A 21869-nucleotide genomic window follows, 5' to 3' on the forward strand; every position below is an offset into this window, starting at 1 on the left:
GTTCCCTACGATGGCGCGGTGACCAGTACCGCGTCCTCCACGGACATCCGGCAGGACCAGGCCTCGCACGAGCAGCGGCCCTCGTGGCAGCAGCGGCTGCGCCGTTTCGGATACTCGCCCGCCGGGCCCCGCAGCGACGTCCGGGACCGCCTCGTGCCGCCGTACGCCGAGCCGGGCCCGCGGCTGTGGGCGGCGCTCGGCATCCGGTATCCGGCGGCCGCGCGGATCGCCCGCTGGTCGGGCTGGGGCGGGCCGCTGCTGGTGACGCTGTTCGCGGGTGTGCTGCGGTTCTGGAACCTGGGCAGCCCGAAGGCGGTGATATTCGACGAGACGTACTACGCCAAGGACGCGTGGGCGCTCGTCCACCGCGGCTTCGAGGTCAACTGGGACAAGGACGTCAACGACCTCATCCTGTCCCAGAACGGCGATGTGCCCATCCCGACGGACGCGGCGTACGTCGTGCATCCGCCGGTCGGCAAGTACGTGATCGGGCTCGGCGAGCTGATGTTCGGGTTCAACCCGTTCGGCTGGCGGTTCATGACGGCGCTGCTCGGCACGCTGTCGGTCCTGCTGCTGTGCCGCATCGGCCGCCGGCTGTTCCGCTCCACGTTCCTCGGCTGCCTCGCGGGCGCGCTGGTGGCCGTGGACGGGCTGCACTTCGTGATGAGCCGCACCGCGCTGCTGGACGGCGTGCTGATGTTCTTCGTGCTGGCGGCGTTCGGCTGTCTGCTCGTCGACCGGGACCGGGCGCGGGCGAAACTGGCCGCCGCGCTGCCCGCGGATCCCGACGGCCGGGTCCGGCCGGACGCGCGGACGGCGGAGGACACCCGCATCGGGTGGCGACCGTGGCGGATCGCGGCGGGCCTGATGCTGGGCCTGGCCATCGGCACCAAGTGGAACGGCCTGTACATCCTGGCGGCGTTCTGTGTGATGGCGGTGCTGTGGGACGTCGGCGCCCGCAAGGTGGCCGGTGCCCGGCACCCGTACAAGGCGGTCGTCCAGCACGATCTCGGCTGGGCTTTCCTGTCCACCGTCCCGGTCGCGATCGTCACCTACATCGCCTCCTGGACCGGCTGGATCCTCTCCGCCGGCGACGGCTCGGGCGGCTACTACCGCAACTGGGCGACGACCGACGGCAAGGACAGCGGCTGGTCGTGGCTGTTCCCGGACTGGTGGCGCAGCCTGTGGCACTACGAGAGCCAGGTGTACGACTTCCACGTCGGACTGTCCTCGCCGCACACCTACCAGTCCAACCCGTGGAGCTGGATCGTCACCGGCCGCCCCGTGTCGTACTTCTACGAGTCCCCCGCCCCCGGCGCGGACGGCTGCCCGGTGGACGCGGGCGACAAGTGCGCGCGCGAGGTGCTGGCGCTGGGCACGCCGATGCTGTGGTGGGTGGGCTGCTTCGCGCTGCTGTACGTGCTGTGGCGCTGGTTCTTCCGCCGCGACTGGCGCGCGGGCGCCATCGCCTGCGCGATCGTGGCGGGCTATCTGCCCTGGTTCCTGTACCAGGAGCGGACGATCTTCTTCTTCTACGCCGTGGTCTTCGTGCCGTTTTTGTGCCTGGCGGTCGCGATGCTGATCGGCGCTCTGGTCGGCCCGCCCGGCTCCACCGACACCCGCCGGGTGGCGGGCGCCACGGGAGCGGGCGTCCTGGTCCTGCTGATCGCCTGGAACTTCATCTACTTCTGGCCCATCTACACCGGCCAGTCCATCCCGATGGACGACTGGCGGTCGCGGATGTGGCTGGATACGTGGGTCTGACACCTACTGGGCGCTAACAATCTGGGAACTCCCGCCCCGCTCGTCACAGTGCGCACTTAGAGTGCGGAGGTCTGTACACGGGGAGGGGCGCGTCATGCGCAAGGGGGTCAAGGCTGCCGTCGTCGGCAGTGTGTTCACGGTGATGGTCGCGGGGGCCGGGTACGGCGCCTTCAACTTCGTCTCCGCGCTGAACGACGACGGGGGAACAGCGCCGGCGGGGCAGAACAAGCCGCTGCGGAGCGGGCCGCCGAGCAGCGCGGAGGTCCAGGAGACGAGCCGTGAGTTCTTCGCGGCCTGGGAGCAGGGGCAGGGCGCGCGGGCGGCGTCCCTCACGAACTTCGCGGAAGAGGCCGAGCCCGTCCTGACGTCCTTCGGGCAGGACGCGCACCTCACCGACGTGAAGATCACTCCGGGCGCGACGCAGGGGCGGACGGTGCCGTTCTCCGTCAAGGCCACGGTGTCGTACGACGGGAAGTCCAAGCCGCTGGCGTACCGGAGCACGCTCACCGTGGTGCGCGGGGAGAGCACCGGGCGTGCGCTGGTCGACTGGGAGCCGTCCGTCGTGCACCCGAGCCTGAAGGACGGTGACATCCTTGTCACCGGGGAGTCGACGACCCCGCAGGTCGAGGCGGTGGACCGGCACGGCATGGTGCTGTCGCCGAAGAAGTACCCCTCCCTCGGCCCGATCCTGGACGAACTGCGCGCCCGCTACGGCGAGCAGGCCGGCGGCACCCCCGGCGTCGAACTCGCCGTCCGGCACACCGCGTCCGAGGCCGCCGACACCACCCTGCTCACCCTCTCCAAGGGCACGTCCGGCAAATTGCGGACGACGCTGAGCGCGACGTCGCAGGCCGCCGCCGAGCAGGCGGTCGGACAGTACGACGAGTCCTCGGTCGTCGCCGTCAAGCCGAGCACCGGCGAGATCCTGGCGGTCGCCAACAACCGCGCGGACGGCTTCAACGCCGCGTTCCTCGGCCAGGTGGCGCCCGGCTCCACGATGAAGATCGTCAGCGCGGCGATGCTCATCGACACCGGCCTCACCAGCATGAACGGCCCGGCGCCCTGTCCGCCCCAGGCGGTCTCGGAGAGCCAGACCTTCCACAACCTGAAGGACATGGCCCCGAACGAGGGCGCCACCCTCTCCGAGAGTTTCGCGCGCTCCTGCAACACCGCCTTCATCAAGTTCGCCGACGAGGTGCGGGGGGACTCGCTGACCCGGGAGGCGCAGGAGCGGTTCGGGATCGGGCGGGACGACTGGAAGGTCGGCGTCCCCTCCTTCGACGGCTCGGTGCCCGCCGCGGGCGGCCCGGACACCGCCGCCGGCCTGATAGGCCAGGGCCAGGTGCAGATGAGCCCGTTGGACATGGCCTCGGTCACGGCGACCGCGATGACGGGCGCCTTCCGGCAGCCGGTGATCGTGCCGCAGAGCCTGGACGGACGGGAACTGGCCAAGGCGCGGGGCCTGTCCGGGGACACCGTCGCACAGCTGCGCGCCATGATGAACCGCACCGCCACCAGCGGCACCGCCGCCTCCGTGATGTCGGGGCTGTCCGGCAGCATCGGCGCGAAGACCGGTTCGGCCGAGGTCGACGGGAACACCAAGGCGGACAGCTGGTTCACTGGCTACCGCGACGACGTCGCCGCGGCGGCCATGGCCCAGCAGGGCGGGCGGGGCGGGGAGGCGGCGGGTCCGATCGTGGCGGCCGTGCTGCGCGCGGGTGGCTGACGTCACCCGGTCAGGCGGGGACTCTAGGGTGGTGCCGTCGTTGGGGACTGTGACGACCACGCGGCCGGTACGGCCGTAAGGGCCGCGCCGCTCGTCAGGGGCGGGGCCCGGGGATTGCGCGGAGGATCGGGAAGCAGTGGGCAAGAGAAGGCGCGTCGCCGAGCGACGGAAGACGAGTCCCGCCGTCATCGGCGGTGTGATCGCCGTGGCTGTCGTCGGCGCCGGGGTCGGTGCCTACGCGCTGTTCGGCGCCGGCTCCTCGACCGAGGACGGCGCGTCCACGACGGCCGCCGGGCGGGAGAGGTCCGTGAAGACGGGCCCGCTGTCGGCCAAGGAGGTCGGCACGACGGCCCAGGCGTTCCTCACGGCCTGGCAGCAGGGCAAGGTGACCGGCGCGGCGGACGCCACCGACGACGCCGCGGCGGCGAAGGCGCTGCTGGCCGCGTACGGCAAGGACGCCCACATCAAGGACCTCACGCTCACCCCGGGGGCGCGTACCGGCGACACCGTGCCGTTCACGGTGAAGGGCACGGTGTCGTACCAGGGCGTCAGCAAACCGCTGGCCTACCGAAGTTCGCTGAAGGTCGTGCGCCGGGCCGCGGACGGCGAGCCGCTGGTGGGCTGGCAGCCGTCGGTCCTCCACCCCGATCTGCGCGAGGGCGACCGGCTGGTCACCGGCGAGGCGGGCACGCCGCCGGTCACGGCCCTGGACCGGGACGGCGACGAGCTGTCCACGGAGAAGTACGCCTCGCTGGGCCCGGTCCTGGACGGGCTGCGCGAGAAGTACGGCAAGACGGCCGGCGGCAAGGCCGGCGTCGAACTCCGGGTGGTCCGCGGCAAGGCCTCCGAGAAGCAGAAGCTGTCCGACAAGACGGTCCTGGAACTGAGCGAGGGCACGCCGGGCGAGGTGAAGACGACGCTCAGCGCGACCATGCAGGCGGCCGCGGAGCAGCAGGTCGGCTCCCGCTCCCGCGCCTCGGTGGTCGTCCTGCGGCCCTCGACGGGCGAGATCCTGGCGGTGGCGAACTCCAACCCGCACTTCAACACCGCGTTCCAGGGCTCGCTGGCGCCCGGTTCGACGATGAAGGTCATCACCTCGTCGCTGCTCCTGGAGAAGGGGCTGGCCTCGCCGGACAAGGCGCATCCGTGCCCCAAGTACTTCACGTACGGCGGCTGGAAGTTCCAGAACGACGACAAGTTCGAGATCAAGGGCGGCACGTTCAAGGCGAGTTTCGCCCGGTCCTGCAACACGGCGTTCATCAGTCAGGCGCCGGAGCTGGACGACGACGACCTCACCAAGCAGGCGCAGCAGGTGTTCGGCCTGTCGCAGAACAACTGGGCGATCGGTGTGCCCACCTTCGACGGTGCCGTGCCGGTGCAGTCGGCCGCGTCGATGGCGGCGTCACTCATCGGCCAGGGCGGGGTGCGGATGAACCCGCTGAACATGGCGTCGGTGTCGGCGACGGTCAAGGCGGGCGTCTTCCACCAGCCGTACCTGGTCGCCCCGTCCGTGGACGACCGCACCCTGGCCACGGCATCCCGCACGATGTCCGCGGACACGCTGGCGAAGCTGCGCGCTCTGATGGCCTACACGGCGGCGTACGGCACGGCCGCGGAGGCGATGGCGGGGGTCACCGGTGACGTGGGCGCCAAGACCGGGTCCGCCGAGGTCGACGGGCAGAAGAAGCCCAACGGCTGGTTCACCGCGTACCGGGGCGATCTCGCCGCCGCCGGTGTCGTCCAGTCGGGCGGGCACGGCGGGGAGACGGCGGGGCCGATCGTGGCGGCGCTGCTCAAGCAGGGCTGACGGCCGGGGGGGGGCGGGCCGAAGGTCTGTGCCGTCAGCTTCCGACGGGGGTGGCGGCGGCCATATAGCTGCGCCGCAGGAAGCGGATCAGCGCTTTGGTGTCGAACTGGACGACCGCGGTGCCCTGCGCGGAGTGGAACTCGATGACGGTCTGCACCCGCCCGCAGGGCCACACCCGGACCTCGCCGGAGCCGGCCGGGGCACGCAGGCCACGTTCGAGGAGCTCACGGGTGAAGGTCCACTCGTGCGGACCGGGCAGACATATGCGTACGTCGCGGGGGGCGCGGTCGGCGTCGTAGCGCAGAACGACCGGAATCGCTCCCCGCTCGTCGAGCGACTGGACATCCGTGTCCGTGACGATATGGGCGCGTGCGTACTGCTCCACTACGGACATCGGACGGCCCTTTCACCGTGCGTCACGAGAGCGGAAAGTATGGATCCGCTACCCATCCAATGTCCCATATTTCCTGGATTACGCCCGGCGGAGCGGCTTATCTCATCTCCACAACGGGGAGAGCCTCGCTCTTGCAAGGGGTTCGCATTAAGCCACATCATCGAAGCGTGCATGTACCTGACGGATTCATCAACGCGCCCACGTCCGCCGTGGCCGGAGTCGTCGCCGCCGGCGCCATCGCGGTGAGCCTGCGCGGCGCGCGCCGCGAACTCGACGAGCGGACGGCGCCACTCGCCGGACTGGTGGCGGCGTTCATCTTCGCGGTGCAGATGCTGAACTTCCCGGTCGCGGCCGGGACCAGCGGCCATCTGCTCGGCGGCGCCCTCGCGGCGATCCTCGTCGGTCCCTGCACAGGGGCCCTGTGCATATCCGTCGTCCTGCTCATGCAGGGCATCCTGTTCGCGGACGGCGGCCTGACCGCGCTCGGCGTGAACATCACCGACATGTCGGTGGTCGGCGTCGGCGTCGCCTACCTCGTCTTCCGCGGGCTGGTGAAACTCCTGCCCCGCACCCGGCGCTCGATCACCACCGCCTCCTTCGTGGCCGCGCTGGTGTCGGTGCCGGCCGCCGCGCTCGCCTTCACGGCGTTCTACGCGATCGGCGGGACCACCGACGTCCCGATCGGCAAGGTCGCCACCGCCATGGTCGGCGTGCACGTCCTCATCGGCGTCGGCGAGGCCGTGATCACCGCGCTGACCGTAGGCGCCGTCATCGCCGTACGGCCGGACCTCGTCCACGGCGCGCGGGACCTGCACCGGCCGCTGAAGCTGCGGGTCGGCGGCGAACTCGTCGACGTCCCGGCCGCCGAGGCGCCCGCGCCCGCCCCCCGGACCTCGCACCGCACGCTGCTGCTCGGCGGACTCGCCGCCTCCCTCGTGCTCGCCGGGGTCGTCAGCTTCTACGCCTCCGCCAGCCCCGACGGGCTGGAGAAGGTGGCCGAGGACAAGGGCTTCGCCGAGTCCGCCGAGGAACACCACAACGCCGACTCCCCGCTCGCCGACTACGGCGTCAAGGACGTCGACAACGCCCGGATCTCCGGCGGCCTCGCCGGTGTGATCGGCGTCGGCGTCACCGTCGTCGCGGGCAGCGCGATCTTCTGGGCGGTGCGCCGGCGCCGTACGGACGAGACGGACGGCGTCTCGCCCGCCAGCACGAGCGTCTGACATGGGTGCGGGCCACGCCCACAAGCTCTACCGGCGGGCATCGTCACCCGTGCACGCCCTGCCGCCGCACACCAAGCTCGCGGCGACCTTCGCCTTCGTGGTGGTCGTGGTGTCCACCCCGCGCGAGGCGATGTGGGCCTTCGGGGCGTACGCCGTGCTGCTGGCGGTGGTGGCCGGGATCGCGCACGTGCCCCCGCTCTTCTTGACGAAGCGGCTGCTGATCGAGGTGCCGTTCGTCGCGTTCGCCGTGCTGCTGCCGTTCGTGGCGGAGGGTGAGCGGGTCGAGGTGCTGGGCATGTCGCTCAGCGTCAGCGGACTGTGGGGCGCCTGGAACGTGCTCGCCAAGGGCACCCTGGGCGTCGCCGCGTCCGTCCTGCTGGCCGCCACCACCGAGCTGCGGGAGCTGCTGCTCGGCCTGGAGCGGCTGAAGCTGCCACCGCTGCTGGTGCAGATCGCGTCCTTCATGATCCGGTACGGCGATGTCATCAGCGGCGAGATGCGGCGGATGCGGATCGCGCGGGAGTCGCGCGGCTTCGAGGCGCGCGGCCCGCGGCACTGGGGGGTGCTCGCCAAGTCGGCGGGCGCGCTGTTCATCCGGTCCTACGAGCGCGGCGAGCGGGTCCATCTGGCGATGGTCAGCCGGGGGTACTCCGGTGTCATGCCGGTGATCGACGAGGTGACCGCGTCCCGGGCGCAGTGGTCGTACGCCCTCGCCCTGCCGTGTGCCGCCCTGGTCGTCTGTCTGCTGGGATGGGTGCTGTGACTGAAGCTTCCCTGGAGGTCTCCGGCCTCGCCTTCGCCTACCCCGACGGGCATCAGGCCCTGTTCGGCGTGGACTTCCGCATCGGGCGCGGCGAGCGGGTCGCGCTGCTCGGGCCGAACGGCGCCGGCAAGACCACGTTGGTGCTGCACCTCAACGGCATCCTCGGCGGGGGCACGGGCTCGGTGCGGGTCGCCGGGCTGCCCGTGGACCGCGCCCACATGGCCGAGATCCGGCGCAAGGTCGGAATCGTCTTCCAGGACCCCGACGACCAGCTCTTCATGCAGACCGTCCGGGAGGACGTGGCCTTCGGGCCGGCCGCGGCAGGGCTCAAGGGGGCGGAGCTCCAGGCCCGGGTGGAGCGGGCGCTGGAGCAGGTCGGGATGGCCGGGTTCCAGGACCGCCCGCCGCACCATCTCTCGTTCGGGCAGCGGCGCCGGGTGGCCGTGGCGACCGTGCTCGCGATGGAGCCGGAGATCCTGGTGCTGGACGAGCCCTCGTCCAACCTCGACCCCGCCTCGCGGCGCGAGCTCGCGGACATCCTGCGCGCGCTGGACGTGACCGTGCTGATGGTCACCCACGACCTGCCGTACGCCCTGGAGCTCTGCCCGCGTGCGCTGGTCCTCAGCGAGGGCGTGATCGCGGCGGACGGGCCGACCGGCGAACTGCTCTCCGACGACTCCCTGATGCGCGCCCACCGCCTGGAGCTGCCCTTCGGCTTCGACCCGCGCTCGGTGACGACGGGCGCGTGAGGCGGGGCCCGCCCGGGGTGCACCGGGCTGCTACCCCCAGGTAACAATGTCGGGCCCCCGGCCAGTATTTTGTGCACGAAGTAGTTGCCGGGTTCACGTTCTTCGCCTGGGGAGGGCCACCCTTGACCGACGGCACCGCCACCGACACCCGCCCACGGAAGATCACCTACGTCGCTGAGGCCACCTCGCACGGCGGCCGTGAGGGCTATGTCACCAGCCAGGACGGGCAGATCGAGCTGAAGGTGGCGATGCCGCCGGAGCTGGGCGGCGACGGCAACGGCACCAACCCGGAGCAGTTGTTCGCGGCCGGCTACAGCACCTGCTTCCACAACGCCCTGATCCTGGTCGGCAACCGGTCGGGCTACGACCTGGCCGGATCCACGGTCGCCGCGAAGGTGGGCATCGGCCCCAACAACCGGCGCGGCTACGGTCTCGCCGTCGCCCTGAGCGTCTCGCTGCCGGTCCTCGACCCGGACATCGCGGCGAAGCTGGTGGACGAGGCCCATGAGGTCTGCCCGTACTCCAACGCCACCCGGGGCAACATCGACGTCACGATCCTGCTGGGCTGAGGCGGAGCGGCCCGGGGGCAGGAATCGCGGGCCGGCCGTCGGCGTTGCACCGCGTGTCAGGGCCAGTGGAGTGGACGGAGTACGGACGTGGACGTGAACGGCACATTGGCCGAGGGCTTCGAGCCGGTCAGGGCGGCGTTCGCGCGGAACTTCGAGGCGCTCGGCGACCGGGGCGCCGCCGTGGCCGTCTACCGGGAGGGACGCAAGGTCGTCGACCTGTGGGGCGGCACCAAGGACGTCGACGGTACGGCTCCCTGGGAACACGGCACGGCACAGGTCGTGCGCTCGGCGACCAAGGGCGTCGCCGCCGCCGTCCTCCTGCTGCTGCGGCAGCGGGGCGAGCTGGACCTGGACGCGCCGGTCGGTGCGCTGTGGCCGGAGTACAAGGCGGCGGGCAAGGAGCGCACCCTCGTACGGCATCTACTCTCGCACCGGGCCGGGGTGCCCGTCCTGGACCGGCCGCTGACCGTGGCCGAGGCCGCCGACCCGGACCTGGGCGCGGCGGCGGTGGCCGCCCAGGCGCCGGTGTGGGCGCCGGGGAGCGCGCACGGGTACCACGCGCAGACGTACAGCTGGCTGGTGGGTGAGGTGGTGCGGCGGGTCACCGGGCGGTCGGCCGGGGAGTGGATCGCCGACGAGATCGCCGGGCCGCTCGGGGCCGAGCTGTGGCTCGGGCTGCCGGAGCGGGAGGCGTCGCGCGTGGGCCGGGTCGGCAAGGTCGAGGGCCAGGACGCGGCCAACGCGCTCAGGACGCGGCCCAAGCGTGCGGTGTCCGACGCCTACGCGGACCCGGAGTCCGTCACCCGCCGGGCCTTCGGCGCGATATCGCCGCTGCCGGACGAGAACGACCCCGTCTACCGGGCCGCCGTCCTGCCCGCCTCCAACGGCATCGCGACGGCGGACGGGCTCGCCCGCTTCTACGCCTCGCTGATCGGCGAGGTGGACGACGGGGTGCGGCTGTTCACGCCGGAGACGGTGGAGCTGGCGCGCGGGGAGCAGTCGGCTGGGCCGGACCGGGTGCTCGTCGTCGGGACCCGCTTCGGGCTGGGCTACATGCTGCACGGCAGCGCGTCCCCGCTGCTGTCCGACGCCTCCTTCGGCCACCCCGGCCGCGGCGGCTCGCTCGGCTTCGCCGACCCCGAGTCGGGCATCGCCTTCGGCTATGTCACCAACGGCTTCCGCAAGAGCGTGACGGCCGACCCGCGCGCACAGGCCCTGGTGCGGGCGCTGCGGGGCGTGGTCACCGGCTGAGGCCCCCCGGGGCGGGGGCTACGGCGCGTCCGCCAGGGCCCGCCGGTACCAGGGGGCGCACTCCTTGAACGCCACGGGGAAGGCGGCTCCCGGGGTGGTGGTCAGGCGGGACCACAGGGCGCTGGTGTCGTACCAGCGGTCGACCGTGACCAGGGCCAGGGGACGCCGGGCGCCGGGGCCGTGGGCGTCGAGGCGGGCCAGCGCCTCGTCGAGAGTGATCTCGCCGCCGGGCAGGGGCAGGTCCAGGGCACCGCAGACGGTCGTGAGCAGTTCCCGCAGGGTCACGGGCTCGGGATGCGCGGCGTGCAGGACACCGGAGGCCGGCGCCTCGGGCGCGAGCGCCAGCTCGGCCAGGACGCGGGCGAGGACGGGCGCCGAGATCAGGGAGAGCCGGGAGCCGGCGCCGTCCACCCAGTACGGCACGCGGCGCAGCAGCTGGACGAGGCCGGGCACGACCCAGGTGTCGCCCTCGCCGTAGACGAGGAACGGGCGTACGACGGTGCCGCCGGCGGCCAGGACCTGCCGTTCGCCGGCGAGGCGGGTCTCGCTCGTCGGGGAGACCGGTGCCTCGGCGATCCGGCCCTCGCGCTCGCCGCGGTGCGGTCCGTCGCCGTAGACGGCGGCGGTGCCGAGCTGCACGATCCGGCGTACGCCCGCCCTTTCCGCCTCGGCCAGCAGGGCGCGGGTGCCCTCCTCGTTGACGGTCCGGCACTCCTCGGGGGTGCCGCCGACACGGGCGGCGAGGTGGAGGACGGTGCCGACGCCGTCGCAGACGCCGTGCAGTGACGCCGGGTCGGCGAGGTCGCCGTGCACGCTCTCCAGACCGGCGCCGGTGTCCCCGGGGCCGGGGCGGCGATGGGTGAGCAGACGGAGGGCGGGGCCGTGCGGGGCGGGGCAGGCGGCCCGCAGCAGCGGCACGACGTGCGAGCCGATGAAACCGGTGCCGCCGGTCACCAGGATGCGTTCGGGGCTCAAATGCGGCCTTCCGCCGGGGGTCGGTGAGCGGTGATCAGGACGTACCGTCGCGCCGGATTCCTCGCGCCGGTCCCGTCGCGTCACCCTTCTACACCGACGGCCCGGTGGGCAAGGGGACTTGGGCGGGGGCGGATGCCGCCGCCCGTCGGTGGCGGCACGCCCGCGTGCCGGAGCGCCTACACGGACGCCGGGGCGGCTTCCCGGCGTTCCGCGTGGGTGAGCAGGTCGTCCAGCGTGGCGGCGAGCTCGCTGACCGACTGCTCGCGCAGGAGGTGGTGGGTGGGCACCGGGATCCGCAGCGCGTTCTCCAGCTTGCGCTGGAAGGCCAGGGCGGTGAGGGAGTCGATGCCCTGGGCGTAGAGCGGGCGGTCGCGGTGGACGCGGTGGGCGGGCGGGACGTCGAGGTACGTCTCCAGGGTGCGGGAGACGAACGCCTCGATGGCCCGCAGCCGGTCCTCGCCCGAGGCGGTGCGCAGGGCGCCGAGGTCCAGGGTGACGGCGGAAGTGCGTGACACGGTGTCGTCCTTTCGGGGTGTGGGGGCGGTGCGCGGGCGGGGCTGGGAGCTGCGCAGGGCGGTGGGCGCGGGACCCGGGCGCGGCCCCGCCCCGTCGGACCACACCAGGTGGAACCGCCAGCGGCTGATCCGCCAGCCCTCCGGGGTGCGCACGGTCTCGCCCTCGCTGTAGCCACCGATGTCGAAGCGGCCGCCGGGGTCGGGGCCGTCGTCGTGGTGGACGTGGGAGGCGAACAGGTGGACCCTGACTCGGGCCGTGTCGCCGTCCAGCGCGATGCCGTAGTTCGAGGCCAGGTGGTGGGTGCGGGCGAAGCGCGACTTCCGGTCGAAGTGGAAGGCGGCCGCGGTGTCCAGGCCGCGCACCGTGCCGACCGGGAACTCCAGCCGGCAGTCGTCCGTGAAGACCGTGCGGGGCCAGCTCTCGTCGTACCCGTCGGCGTCCTGGGCGTCGAGCAGGGTGACGTACCGGTCGATGAGCTCGGCGATCTCGGCCCGGTCGGCCAGTTCGCCCAACCGCTCCCGCATCGCGCCGAGTTCGGCCCGCGGAAGGGTGACGGTGTCGGTCTGTTCGTGGTGCGGGGAGGTCATGGGGAACAAGCTCCGTTTCGGCAGCGCCCCTTGCTGAGGGGGCGGTCTACGGCACCTGTGGCGGAGCGCCTACGCCGCCCGGCTGCCCGACACCCGCCACCCCCGTGGGTCGCGGTGCGCCGGGACGCGTTCCGGGCGGCGCCAGGCCGCCGTGGGGTGGGGGGCCCGGTCCTGCAGGCCGGGGCCGACGGCCGCGAGGGCGGCGGCACGGGAGAGCAGCACGCTGGTCAGGGCCGCGAGTTCGGCCGGTGTCGCCGTGCCCTTGACGACCTTGATGACCAGCGCGTCGCGCGTGCTCACTGCGGCGGGTTGCCGTGCTTGCGGCACGGCAGGTCGGCCTGCTTGCTGCGCAGCATCGACAGGGCGCGGACGAGGGCCCCGCGGGTGTCCCGGGGGTCGATCACATCGTCGATCAGGCCTCGTTCGGCGGCGTAGTAGGGGTGCATCAGCTCCGCCTGGTACTCCTTGATCTTCTGCGCGCGGGTGGTGTCCGGGTCGTCCGAGCCGGCGATCTCCCGGCGGAAGATGACGTTCGCCGCACCCTCCGCGCCCATCACCGCGATCTCGTTGGACGGCCAGGCCAGCGCCAGGTCGGTGCCGATGGAACGGGAGTCCATAACAATGTACGCGCCGCCGTACGCCTTGCGCAGCACCAGCGAGACGCGCGGCACGGTGGCGTTGCAGTAGGCGTACAGCAGCTTGGCGCCGCGCCGGATGATCCCGTTGTGCTCCTGGTCGACGCCCGGCAGGAAGCCCGGCACGTCGATCAGGGTGACGATCGGGATGTTGAAGGCGTCGCAGAACTGCACGAACCGCGCCGCCTTCTCGCTGGCGTCGATGTCGAGCACCCCGGCGTAGGAGGCGGGCTGGTTGGCGACGATGCCCACGACCTCGCCGTCCAGCCGGGACAGCGCGCAGACCACGTTGGTCGCCCAGCCCGGGTGGACCTCGAAGCAGTCGCCGTCGTCGACGATCTCCTCGATCACGGACCGGATGTCGTACACCCGGCTCGGGTCCTCGGGCACCAGGTCCAGCAGCCGGTCGGTGCGCCGGTCGGCGGGGTCGGCACTCGGCGCCCGGGGCGGCAGATCGCGGTTGTTCGCCGGCAGCAGGGAGAGCAGGTGACGCACGTCCTCCATGCACGTACGAACGTCGTCGTAGGCGAAGTGGGCGACGCCGGAGGTGGTGGCGTGGACGTCGGCGCCGCCGAGGTCGTTCTGGGAGATCTCCTCGCCGGTCACCGCCTTGACCACGTCGGGTCCGGTGATGAACATCTGGGCGATGTCGCGGACCATGAAGACGAAGTCCGTCAGGGCGGGACTGTAGGCGGCGCCGCCCGCGCACGGGCCGAGCATCACGCTGATCTGCGGGATGACGCCGGACGCGCGGGTGTTGCGCTGGAAGATGCCGCCGTAGCCGGCGAGCGCGCTGACGCCCTCCTGGATCCGGGCGCCCGCGCCGTCGTTGAGCGACACCAGCGGCGCGCCGGCCGCCATGGCCATGTCCATGATCTTGTGGATCTTCTGGGCGTGGGCCTCGCCGAGGGCGCCGCCGAAGATGCGGAAGTCGTGCGCGTAGACGAAGACGGTACGGCCGTGGACCGTGCCCCAGCCGGTGATCACACCGTCGGTGTAGGGACGTTTCTTCTCCAGCCCGAAGCCGGTGGCCCGGTGCCGGCGCAACATCTCGACCTCCGTGAACGACCCCTCGTCGAGCAGGAGTTCGATACGCTCATGGGCGGTGAGCTTGCCCTTGGCGTGCTGCCGCTCGGTGGCCAGTGGATCGCCGTGCCGGGCGGCCTGCTTGATCAGGCCGAGTTCCTCCAGCCGTTCCGCGGCGCTCCACTGACCGCGGTGCTCACGGTCGTGCAGGCTCGGCCGCTCGGCGGCCTTCTGATCGGGTTTACTGTCGGGTTTCTGGTCGGTCGTCATGTGGTGCCTCTCACGCTCCCCAGTCACGTTCATGCGTGGTCATGCCGTCGGCGTCCAGGTCCACCGTCCCGCCGGCGTACAGCGCGGTGGGCGGCACCCAGCGCACGGTGACCCGCTCCGGGGGCCCGCCCAGCACCGCGACGGCGGCGTTGTGGCGGGGCCCGGACGGCAGGTCCAGCAGCGTCCAGCCGGACGGGCGGCGGCGCCGGTCGGCCCCGAGGTAGTCCTGGCCCGGGTCCCGGGACAGGCCGGTGCCCAGCGCCTTGAGGTAGGCCTCCTTGCGGGTCCACATCCGCCCGAAGAGCTCACGCCGCTCCTCGACGGGCAGGCCCGCCAGCTCCTGCTGCTCCCCCGGGTGCAGCGCCGGGGCGCACACCTCGACGGTCTCGTCCCTCGGCAGCCGCTCCACGTCGGCACCGAGCACCGTGGCGGCGACGGCGACCACGGCCACGCCGTGGCTGTGCGCCAGGGAGAAGTGCAGCGGCGGGTCGGGGTGGGCGACGGCGGGCCGTCCGTGCGGCTTGCCGCAGCCGGGACAGGGCTCCCGCACGAACGGCACCGCACGCGGCGCCAGGCCCAGGTAGACGCCGAGCAGCCGGCGCAGCGCGACATGCGCGGACGCGTACGTGATGCCGTCGGTGGGGCGGACGAAGGAGGCGGTGCGCCGGCGTTCCGCGTCGTCCAGCTCGGACAGGTCCAGCAGCTCGGCCGCCGTCTCCAGCCGGGGCCGGCGCACCAGCCACACGTCGAGCTGCCCCGGGGCCGGCAGCCGCGTCCTCGCGGTCTCGGGGCCCTCGCGGACCACCAGCTGGGGGATCACGTCGTGCCCGGCCCGTCGTGCGACACCATGTGGACGCCCTGCCCGCCGCGCTTGTGCGGGCTGTCCCCGGGGCCGAGCTGCCCGGACAGGCACTCGATGAGTTCGGCGGCGCTGTTGGCGCGCAGCAGCATGTTGAGGTTGACGTCGAGGTGGAGGGCCGCCTCCATCCGGCGCTGGAGTTCGAGACCGTTGATGGAGCCGATGCCGAGGCTGTTCATCGGGCGGCCCTCGGTGTCGATGGTGTGCGGCGGCACCCGCAGCACCCGGGCGAGTTCGGCCCGTACGTAGGAGTCGATCAGCCGGACCCGCTCGGTCTCGCCGCAGGCGGCCAGGTGCGCCGGGTCCGGCGGGTCCACGTCGACGACGGTGTCCTGCTCGAACTCGTAGTCGAGGTCGTCGAAATCGTCGAGGTCGTCGAAGACCCAGGTCTTCGTTGTCTGGTCCATGGGCGTGCCCCGTTGGGAGTGGTGGTTGGAGGGAGGGGGGGGGTGGTGCGGCCGGGCCGGGAGGCTCAGCGGCGCCTGAGGCCGGTGAGGCCGACGAGGGTTCCGAGTCCGCCGAGCACGGCCACGAGCAGCAGCGCGGGCCGGCAGGCCTCGACGGCCTCGGCCGCGGTGGCGCCGGGGACCGCCGCGGAGGCGAGCAGCGCGGCGACCGCGGCGACCGCGATCGCCGCGGCCAGTTGTACGGCCGTCTGGTACTGGCCGCTTGCCGCGCCCCGCTCGCCCGGGCTCAGCCCCGAGGTCGCCTGCATGTTCAGCGCGGCGAAGGACAGCACGAAGGCGGCCCCGACCAGCAGCAGGGTCGGCAGCAGCCGGGCGGGGTAGTTGAGCGGCCAGGCGGGAGCGAGTTGGAGCAGGTACCCGGCGAACGCGCAGGCGGCGCCGGCCGCGATCAGCCGGGGTGCGCCGAAGCGGGCGACCAGGCGCCCGGAGGCGAGCGCGGTGAGCGCCGGTGGGGCGGCGGCCGGGACCAGGGCCAGCGCGGCCGTCGACGGCGGCCAGCCGGCGATGGTCTGCATCTGGTAGGTCAGCACGAACAGCAGCCCCAGGTAGGAGCCGTTGAGGCAGGCCGCGCCGAGCGCCGAGCGGATCAGCGCGGCGTCGCGCAGCGGTCTCACCAGGGGTTCTGGCGTGGTGCGTTCGACGACCGCGAAGGCCACGAGCAGCAGCACGGCCGCGGTGAGCGGCCCGGCGGCCCGGGGCGCGGTCCAGCCGTGCGCGGGCACGGCGCCGATGCCGTACACCAGGGCGAGGAGCGCCGCCGTGAAGGTGCCGGCGCCGGTGAGGTCGTAGCGGCGTGGGGTGCTCCTCGCCGGGGCCCGCTCCTCGTCGGGGATCAGCACCAGGCCGAGGGCGAACAGGATCAGCACGACCGGGGCCGGGAACGCGAAGGCCAGCCGCCAGCTGGTCTCGGTGAGCCAGCCGGACAGCAGCAGTCCCCCGGTGAAGCCGCCGGCGCCGAACAGGGCGTAGACGGACACCGCCCGGTCGCGAGCCGGGCCCTGCGGGAAGGCGGTGGCGATGATGGCGAGACCGGTGGGGGCGGTCAGCGCCGCGCAGAAGCCCTTGACCAGACGGGTGGCGACGAGCAGTGCCGGTTCCTGGGCGAGCGCGCTGAGGGCGGAGGCGGCGGCGAAGACGAGCAGCGCCGCCAGGTAGACCCGGCGGCGCCCCAGCAGGCCGACCACCCGGGCGCCGAACAGCAGCAGACCGCCGAAGCCGACGGCGAAGCCGGTCATCGCCCAGTGCACGTCCGTCAGCGGCAGCCCGAGGTCCGTGCCGATCGAGGGCAGTGCCACGACCGCCACGGACACCTCGAGCGCGTCGATGAGCATGTTGCCGGCGAGCACGAGCAGGAGCCCCCACAGCCGGGGGCTCCACCGCCCGTCCCCGGTGCCGACCGCGGGCGCGGGGTGCGTCCTGGTCATGGCGTCACCCCAGGAGGGTGCCGCCGCTCGCGTCGACGAAGGAGCCGGTGACCCAGCGGGCGTCGTCGGAGACGAGGAAGGCGACCACGTCGGCGACGTCCTGCGGTTCGCCGACCCGGTTGAAGGTGGACAGGGCCGCCATCGCCTCGACGGCCTCGGGGATGTCGAACAGCGCGTTGCCGTTGCGGGTGATGCCGGGGGCGACGCTGTTGACGGTGATGCCGCGCGGGCCGAGGGCCTTGGCGTAGTGCAGCGCGAGCTGCTCGACGGCTCCCTTGCTCATGGCGTAGGCGATCTCGTCGGGGTTGGCGAACCGGGTCAGGCCCGAGGAGATGTTCACGATCCGTCCGCCGTCGGGCATGTTCGTCAGGGCCCGCTGGACGATGAAGAACGGCGCCCTGGCGTTGACGGCGAAGATCCGGTCGAACATGTCCGGCGTGGTGTCCTCGGGCTTGACCCCGCCCATCACGCCCGCGTTGTTGACCAGGATGTTCAGCTCGGTGGAGCCGGTGCGCTCCTTCAGGCCCTCCTCCAGGGCGAGGAACAGCTCGTGCACGTCGCCGGGGGCGCCGAGTTCGGCGCGTACGGCGAACGCCCGGCCGCCGTCCCGCTCGATCCCGGCGACGACGTCGGCGGCCGCGTCCTCGTTGGTGCCGTAGTGCACGGCGACCAGCGCGCCGTCGCGGGCGAGCCGCTCGGCGGTGGCCCGGCCCATGCCTCGGCTGGCGCCCGTGACGAGCGCCGTCCTGCCGGTCAGGTTGCCCATCTTCCTTCTCCTGACGTTGTGTTGACGGGTGGGGTGCGGGATGCGGGAGGTGCTGGTGGTGGGCACGGCGGGTGCGTCCGGCGTGAACCATCGGGCGAGCGCCGCCGCGAGGCCGTCCGGGGTGTCGCCGGCCCACGCGAGGTATCCGTCGGGGCGTACGAGCAGGGCGGCCACGTCGGGCAGAGCGCCGCCCACGGCGGGGCGGGCCGTCACGGTGTCGACGGCGCCGGACCAGGCCCGCGCCACTTCCGCGTACGGCTCCCCCGCGCCGGTCAGGACGAGCAGCACGCCGCGTGCCTCGCGGAGCAGGTCCAGGGTGGAGCACGGCCCGGTGGCGCCCACGAGGTCCGCGTCGGGCAGCCGCGCCCCGACGAGCGCGCCCTCACCGTCCGGGCCGTACCGCACGTCGAGGCCGCTGATCACGCCCGCCAGGTGCGCCCGCACCCGCTCGTACGAGGTCAGCTCGCCGAACACCGAGCGCAGCGCCTCCACCTCCGGCCCGCCCAGCAGCAGCCGGGACTGGGCACGGATGTCGGACAGCACCCGGCGGCCGATCGCGTGCCGTTCCTCGTGGTAGGTGTCGAGCAGTCCCTTGGGGGCGCGCCCGCGCACGGTCGCCGCCAGTTTCCAGCCGAGGTTGACGGCGTCCTGGAGGCCGAGGTTGAGGGCCTGGCCCCCGATCGGCATCTGCTGGTGGGCGGCGTCACCGGCGAGCAGCACACGGCCCAGGCGGTAGCGCTCCGCCTGCCGGGAGGCGTCGCCGAAGGAGTTGACCCACAGCGGGGTGCCGTGGGCGATGTCCTCGCCGGTGACCTCCCGCCAGGCGTCGACGATGTCGGCGAAGCGTGCCTCGCCGGCCCGTGGCGGGGTGCCGAAGCGGTGGACCATCACGCGGGTCACACCGTCGCCGCGCCGGGCGGCGACGGCGAGCCCCTTCGGCAGCCGCTGGAACCGCCGGGCCGGTATGTCGATGCCGTCGACGTCGGCGCGGATCAGCTCCCGCCCGGCGTCGTCGCCGGGGAAGTCGACGCCCGCGAGCCGCCGTACAGCCGACTGCTCGCCGTCGCAGCCGACGACGTACCGCGCGGTGAACGCCACCTCCCGCCCGGCGTGCCGGGCCGTCACCGTCACCTGACCCTCGTGCTGGGTCAGTCCGGTGACCTCGTGGGCGCGCAGGACGCGGACGCCGAGGCGGGCCGCGCGGGCGCCGAGGAGTTCCTCGGTGCGCACCTGCGGCACCTTCCACTGCCCGGGGTAGGGGCTCGGCAGCGTGAGGTCCATCGGCAGCCCGCCGAAGTGGCCGCGTGGCTCGTGCGGCGGCAGCGGGTCGCCGAAGCCGTCCGGCCCGTCGAGCAGTGCGCGCTGCCTCAGCAGCTCCATGGTCCGTGCGTGCAGGGTGGAGGCCCGCGACTCGGTGGTGGGGACGTCCAGCCGTTCCAGTACGGTCACGTCGGCGCCGCCGAGCCGCAGCTCCCCGGCGAGCATCAGCCCCACGGGTCCGGCGCCGACCACGACGACGTCCGTCACGGCAGCGTCGGCGCCGGCCATGGTCAGCGCCTCGCCTCGGCGTACGCCTTGGCGTGGCCGAGGGTGGCCCGGCTGTTGGTGCTCAGCGCCGAGCGCACGTACTCCCGGGCCTCGGCGACGCCCGCCCCGGGCCCGAGGATCTTCTCGATGTTCTCCGGGCGCAGCACGACGGTGTGCTGCGAGGAGGCGGTGCTGCCGGTGCCGGTGTCGGTGAACGTCCAGTAGCCGGTGTGCAGGTTCATCAGGGCCGGCAGTGTGGTCTGCTTGTAGGCGATCCTCCGGCCCTCCAGGCACACCCGGTACGACCGGGTGGTGTGCGTGGAGCCGTCCTTGGCGCGGGTGTCCATCTCCAGGGTCTGCAGGCCCGGGGAGTCCTCGGTGAGCCGGACGGTCGCCACGTGCGGCAGCCGCTCGGACCACAGACCGGCCTCGTTGACGAAGTCGTAGGCGTCCTTGGCGGAGCCCTCGACCTCGACGGTGTCCTCGAAGGAGAACGTCAGCTCCTCGGAGGCGGCGGCGAGTTCGACGTTGCTCTTCAGGGCCGCGAGTTCCGAGCGCGAGTTGCGGTCCACGGCCTCGTCGATCCACTTCAGGCTCGCCGGGTCGTCGTCGACGGCCGTGTAGTCGTGCAGCAGCCGCACGCGCGAGGTGCCCTCGTCCTGCGGCTCGATGATCCAGGTGCCGCCCATGGTGGCGACCGGAGGGGTGGAGACCTGCTGGCGGAAGGTGATCCGCAGGGCGTCCGGGTCCAGGACGCGGCGCGAGGTCCAGTTCTTGGGTTCGCCGCCCGCGGTGGCCCAGATGCGGATCAGCTCCTCGTCGCGGGAGCGCTCCAGGTGGTCGACATAAATGGTCGGGGGGAAGATCCGCGGCCAGTTCGCCACGTCGGCGATCAGGCGGTAGACGTCGGCGGCCGGGGCCGAGATCGTGATGTCGTGCTCGACTTCCCGCAGCTCGGATGCGGACATGCGTGAACTCCTCGAAAAGTACGGGTGGCGGGCGGATCAGAAGTTGCCGAGGCCGCCGCAGACGTTGAGGGCCTGCGCCGTGATGGAGGCGGCGGTGTCGGACGCGAGGTAGCCGACCAGCCCGGCGACCTCCTCGGGCGTGGAGTAGCGGCCGAGCGGGATCTTCGCCGTGAACTTCTCCATGATCGCGTCCTCGGTGGTGTCGTACGCCGCCGCGTAACCGGCGCGCACCCGCTGCGCCATGGGCGTCTCGACATAGCCGGGGCAGACCGCGTTGACGGTGATGCCGGTGGGGGCGAGCTCGTTGCCGAGGGCCTTGGTGAAGCCGACGACGCCGTGCTTCGAGGCGGAGTAGGGGGCGCCGAGGACGACGCCCTGCTTGCCGGCCGTGGAGGCGATGTTGATGATCCGGCCACGGTTCTTGTGCCGCATGCCGCCGGTGGTGAGGGCCGCGCGGCTGAGCCGGAATACGCTGTTGAGGTTGGTCTCGACGACGTCGTACCAGAGCTCGTCGTCGATGTCGGCGGTGACGCCGCCGCCCGACCGGCCCGCGTTGTTGACCAGGACGTCGACCGGACCGAAGCGGTCCACGGCGGCCTGGACGAAGCTCTCGATGGACAGCGCCGAGCGCACGTCGAGGGTGCCCCCGTCGACGTCGAGGCCCTCGGCGGTCAGCTCCTTGACGGTCCGGGCGACGTTGTCGGCGTCGCGGGAGCCGAGGAAGACGCGGTGCCCCTGCTGGGCCAGCAGCCGCGCCACCGCGAGGCCGATTCCGCTGGTGGCCCCGGAGACGAGGGCGACCCGCTCGTGCTTGTCGGACATGTCTGCTGCTCCCTTGTCGCGATGTGTGCGCATGTCTGGGCATGTCGGGGGTGCGCCGGTGCCCCGCTCGGGGACGGGCACCGGCGCACCGGGGGTGAGGGCGAGGGGTACGGCCTCGGGGGGCGCCGCTACGGCGGCTCAGGCGGCCTGCGCCGACTCCGCGAGCTGGGCGTTGACGATCTCCAGCAGGGCGCGCGGCGTCCTGGCCTCGGTGACCACGCTGTCGTCGAGGGAGATGGCGTAGTCGCGCTCGATGCGGCCGCAGGTCTCCAGGATGGCCAGCGACTCGTAGCTGAGCTCCTCGAAGTCGGTGTCGAGGATGTCGCCGTCCAGGTCGACGTTCTCGTCGGCCCCGGCCGACTCCAGGAGGATGCGCTTGAGGTCGTCGAGGGTGAAGGACTGGGTGGGCACGGGAGGTTCCTCTCGTCTGGGTCTTACGGGAACGTGCGGACGCCCGCGGCCCGGCCCGGACGTGGGAGAGACGAACGGACCGAGCACGCGGGCGCGTTCAGGGGCGACGCGGAGAGCGCCGGGCGGTGAGCGCGCAGCGCGTTCCAGGGCCGGTGCGAGCCGCGCGGCGAGCGCGGGACACGACCACGGCACCAGGAGCGACCGCTACCACCAGGGGCGGGCCCGCGTGGCGGGCTCGGGGGCATTCCCCGGAGCCGTGCGGCAGCCCCGCGCGACGGCCGTCGCGGACTTCTGGATCTGGCTCGTGCCCACGTAGAGGGTCATCACGCGGGCGTCGCGCAGCAGCTTGCCCGCCGGGTACTCGTCGATG

20 protein-coding genes are annotated in these 21869 nt (G+C 72.8%); 8 read left to right on the top strand and 12 right to left on the bottom strand.

Translation table 11 applies throughout. The features are described 5' to 3' along the window. Positions 1-18: 18 nt before the first annotated feature. The 3 genes from AB0O67_RS11650 (at position 19) to AB0O67_RS11660 (ending at position 5297) form a co-directional block, all read left to right on the top strand. Positions 19-1764: a phospholipid carrier-dependent glycosyltransferase gene (locus tag AB0O67_RS11650; protein ID WP_365448737.1), complete on the top strand. Its 1746-nt coding sequence runs from the start codon at positions 19-21 to the stop codon at positions 1762-1764. 94 nt (positions 1765-1858) lie between these two features. Continuing rightward, positions 1859-3490, top strand: coding sequence for a penicillin-binding transpeptidase domain-containing protein (locus AB0O67_RS11655; RefSeq protein WP_365448739.1), 1632 nt, complete (start codon positions 1859-1861; stop codon positions 3488-3490). A gap of 136 nt (positions 3491-3626) precedes the next feature. Next, positions 3627-5297, top strand: coding sequence for a penicillin-binding transpeptidase domain-containing protein (locus AB0O67_RS11660; RefSeq protein ID WP_365448741.1), 1671 nt, complete (start codon positions 3627-3629; stop codon positions 5295-5297). Between the two features lie 34 nt (positions 5298-5331). Here the strand turns inward: AB0O67_RS11660 and AB0O67_RS11665 are convergent, their stop codons facing one another. Then, positions 5332-5691, bottom strand: coding sequence for an SsgA family sporulation/cell division regulator (locus AB0O67_RS11665; RefSeq protein ID WP_365448743.1), 360 nt, complete (start codon positions 5689-5691; stop codon positions 5332-5334). A gap of 167 nt (positions 5692-5858) precedes the next feature. Here AB0O67_RS11665 and AB0O67_RS11670 point away from each other — a divergent pair, with 167 nt between their 5' ends. The 5 genes from AB0O67_RS11670 (at position 5859) to AB0O67_RS11690 (ending at position 10246) form a co-directional block, all read left to right on the top strand. Then, the gene (locus tag AB0O67_RS11670; protein WP_365448745.1) at positions 5859-6914 is read left to right on the top strand and encodes an energy-coupling factor ABC transporter permease; all 1056 of its coding nucleotides are present in this window, start codon (positions 5859-5861) and stop codon (positions 6912-6914) included. A 1-nt stretch (position 6915) separates the two neighbouring features. Continuing rightward, on the top strand, positions 6916-7677 hold the full coding sequence (gene cbiQ / locus AB0O67_RS11675; protein ID WP_365448747.1) for a cobalt ECF transporter T component CbiQ: 762 nt from the start codon (positions 6916-6918) through the stop codon (positions 7675-7677). After that, a complete protein-coding gene (locus AB0O67_RS11680) occupies positions 7665-8426 on the top strand; it encodes an ABC transporter ATP-binding protein (RefSeq protein ID WP_365448749.1) in 762 nt (253 codons plus the stop codon). Before cbiQ ends, AB0O67_RS11680 begins: the two co-directional genes overlap by 13 nt. A 122-nt stretch (positions 8427-8548) precedes the next feature. Then, entirely contained in the window at positions 8549-8995 is a 447-nt protein-coding gene (locus AB0O67_RS11685) for an organic hydroperoxide resistance protein (protein WP_365448751.1), read from the top strand. Between the two features lie 87 nt (positions 8996-9082). Next, entirely contained in the window at positions 9083-10246 is a 1164-nt protein-coding gene (locus AB0O67_RS11690; protein ID WP_365448753.1) for a serine hydrolase domain-containing protein, read from the top strand. 18 nt (positions 10247-10264) lie between these two features. Here AB0O67_RS11690 and AB0O67_RS11695 read toward each other — a convergent pair whose 3' ends face one another. From AB0O67_RS11695 to AB0O67_RS11745, 11 genes are all read right to left on the bottom strand, one after another. Beyond that, a complete protein-coding gene (locus AB0O67_RS11695) occupies positions 10265-11221 on the bottom strand; it encodes an NAD(P)-dependent oxidoreductase (RefSeq protein WP_365448755.1) in 957 nt (318 codons plus the stop codon). A gap of 176 nt (positions 11222-11397) precedes the next feature. Then, the gene (locus AB0O67_RS11700; protein WP_365448757.1) at positions 11398-12324 is read right to left on the bottom strand and encodes a nuclear transport factor 2 family protein; all 927 of its coding nucleotides are present in this window, start codon (positions 12322-12324) and stop codon (positions 11398-11400) included. Positions 12325-12393: 69 nt separating this feature from the next. After that, positions 12394-12624 (bottom strand): acyl-CoA carboxylase epsilon subunit, encoded by a 231-nt coding sequence (locus AB0O67_RS11705; RefSeq protein ID WP_365448759.1) that lies wholly within the window; start codon positions 12622-12624, stop codon positions 12394-12396. Continuing rightward, a complete protein-coding gene (locus AB0O67_RS11710; protein WP_365448761.1) occupies positions 12621-14255 on the bottom strand; it encodes an acyl-CoA carboxylase subunit beta in 1635 nt (544 codons plus the stop codon). The genes AB0O67_RS11705 and AB0O67_RS11710 overlap by 4 nt, the downstream gene beginning before the upstream one ends. A gap of 10 nt (positions 14256-14265) precedes the next feature. After that, positions 14266-15075, bottom strand: coding sequence for a 4'-phosphopantetheinyl transferase superfamily protein (locus AB0O67_RS11715; RefSeq protein ID WP_365448763.1), 810 nt, complete (start codon positions 15073-15075; stop codon positions 14266-14268). Next, positions 15072-15521 (bottom strand): acyl carrier protein, encoded by a 450-nt coding sequence (locus AB0O67_RS11720; RefSeq protein WP_365448765.1) that lies wholly within the window; start codon positions 15519-15521, stop codon positions 15072-15074. The genes AB0O67_RS11715 and AB0O67_RS11720 overlap by 4 nt, the downstream gene beginning before the upstream one ends. Before the next feature lie 65 nt (positions 15522-15586). After that, positions 15587-17005 (bottom strand): MFS transporter, encoded by a 1419-nt coding sequence (locus tag AB0O67_RS11725; RefSeq protein ID WP_365448767.1) that lies wholly within the window; start codon positions 17003-17005, stop codon positions 15587-15589. Between the two features lie 4 nt (positions 17006-17009). Further along, positions 17010-19319, bottom strand: coding sequence for an SDR family oxidoreductase (locus tag AB0O67_RS11730; protein WP_365448769.1), 2310 nt, complete (start codon positions 19317-19319; stop codon positions 17010-17012). A gap of 2 nt (positions 19320-19321) precedes the next feature. After that, the gene (locus tag AB0O67_RS11735; RefSeq protein WP_365448771.1) at positions 19322-20266 is read right to left on the bottom strand and encodes an aromatase/cyclase; all 945 of its coding nucleotides are present in this window, start codon (positions 20264-20266) and stop codon (positions 19322-19324) included. Between the two features lie 36 nt (positions 20267-20302). Beyond that, complete coding sequence (fabG, locus tag AB0O67_RS11740; protein WP_365448773.1) at positions 20303-21088, bottom strand: 3-oxoacyl-ACP reductase FabG; 786 nt, start codon at positions 21086-21088, stop codon at positions 20303-20305. A gap of 138 nt (positions 21089-21226) precedes the next feature. Next, positions 21227-21499 carry an acyl carrier protein gene (locus tag AB0O67_RS11745; RefSeq protein WP_365448775.1) on the bottom strand — a complete coding sequence of 91 codons (273 nt, stop codon included), beginning with the start codon at positions 21497-21499 and terminating at the stop codon, positions 21227-21229. Positions 21500-21869 lie beyond the last annotated feature (370 nt).

Source organism: Streptomyces sp. NPDC086077 (assembly GCF_040686175.1).
Classification (GTDB): domain Bacteria; phylum Actinomycetota; class Actinomycetes; order Streptomycetales; family Streptomycetaceae; genus Streptomyces.

Coding starts and splice junctions, on each gene's coding strand:
- fabG (WP_365448773.1), bottom strand. CDS start 21,088: ATGTCCGACAAGCACGAGCGGGTCGCCCTCGTCTCCGGGGCCACCAGC.
- AB0O67_RS11665 (WP_365448743.1), bottom strand. CDS start 5,691: ATGTCCGTAGTGGAGCAGTACGCACGCGCCCATATCGTCACGGACACG.
- AB0O67_RS11735 (WP_365448771.1), bottom strand. CDS start 20,266: ATGTCCGCATCCGAGCTGCGGGAAGTCGAGCACGACATCACGATCTCG.
- AB0O67_RS11725 (WP_365448767.1), bottom strand. CDS start 17,005: ATGACCAGGACGCACCCCGCGCCCGCGGTCGGCACCGGGGACGGGCGG.
- AB0O67_RS11700 (WP_365448757.1), bottom strand. CDS start 12,324: ATGACCTCCCCGCACCACGAACAGACCGACACCGTCACCCTTCCGCGG.
- AB0O67_RS11720 (WP_365448765.1), bottom strand. CDS start 15,521: ATGGACCAGACAACGAAGACCTGGGTCTTCGACGACCTCGACGATTTC.
- AB0O67_RS11710 (WP_365448761.1), bottom strand. CDS start 14,255: ATGACGACCGACCAGAAACCCGACAGTAAACCCGATCAGAAGGCCGCC.
- AB0O67_RS11680 (WP_365448749.1), top strand. CDS start 7,665: ATGGGTGCTGTGACTGAAGCTTCCCTGGAGGTCTCCGGCCTCGCCTTC.
- AB0O67_RS11730 (WP_365448769.1), bottom strand. CDS start 19,319: ATGGCCGGCGCCGACGCTGCCGTGACGGACGTCGTCGTGGTCGGCGCC.
- cbiQ (WP_365448747.1), top strand. CDS start 6,916: ATGGGTGCGGGCCACGCCCACAAGCTCTACCGGCGGGCATCGTCACCC.
- AB0O67_RS11655 (WP_365448739.1), top strand. CDS start 1,859: ATGCGCAAGGGGGTCAAGGCTGCCGTCGTCGGCAGTGTGTTCACGGTG.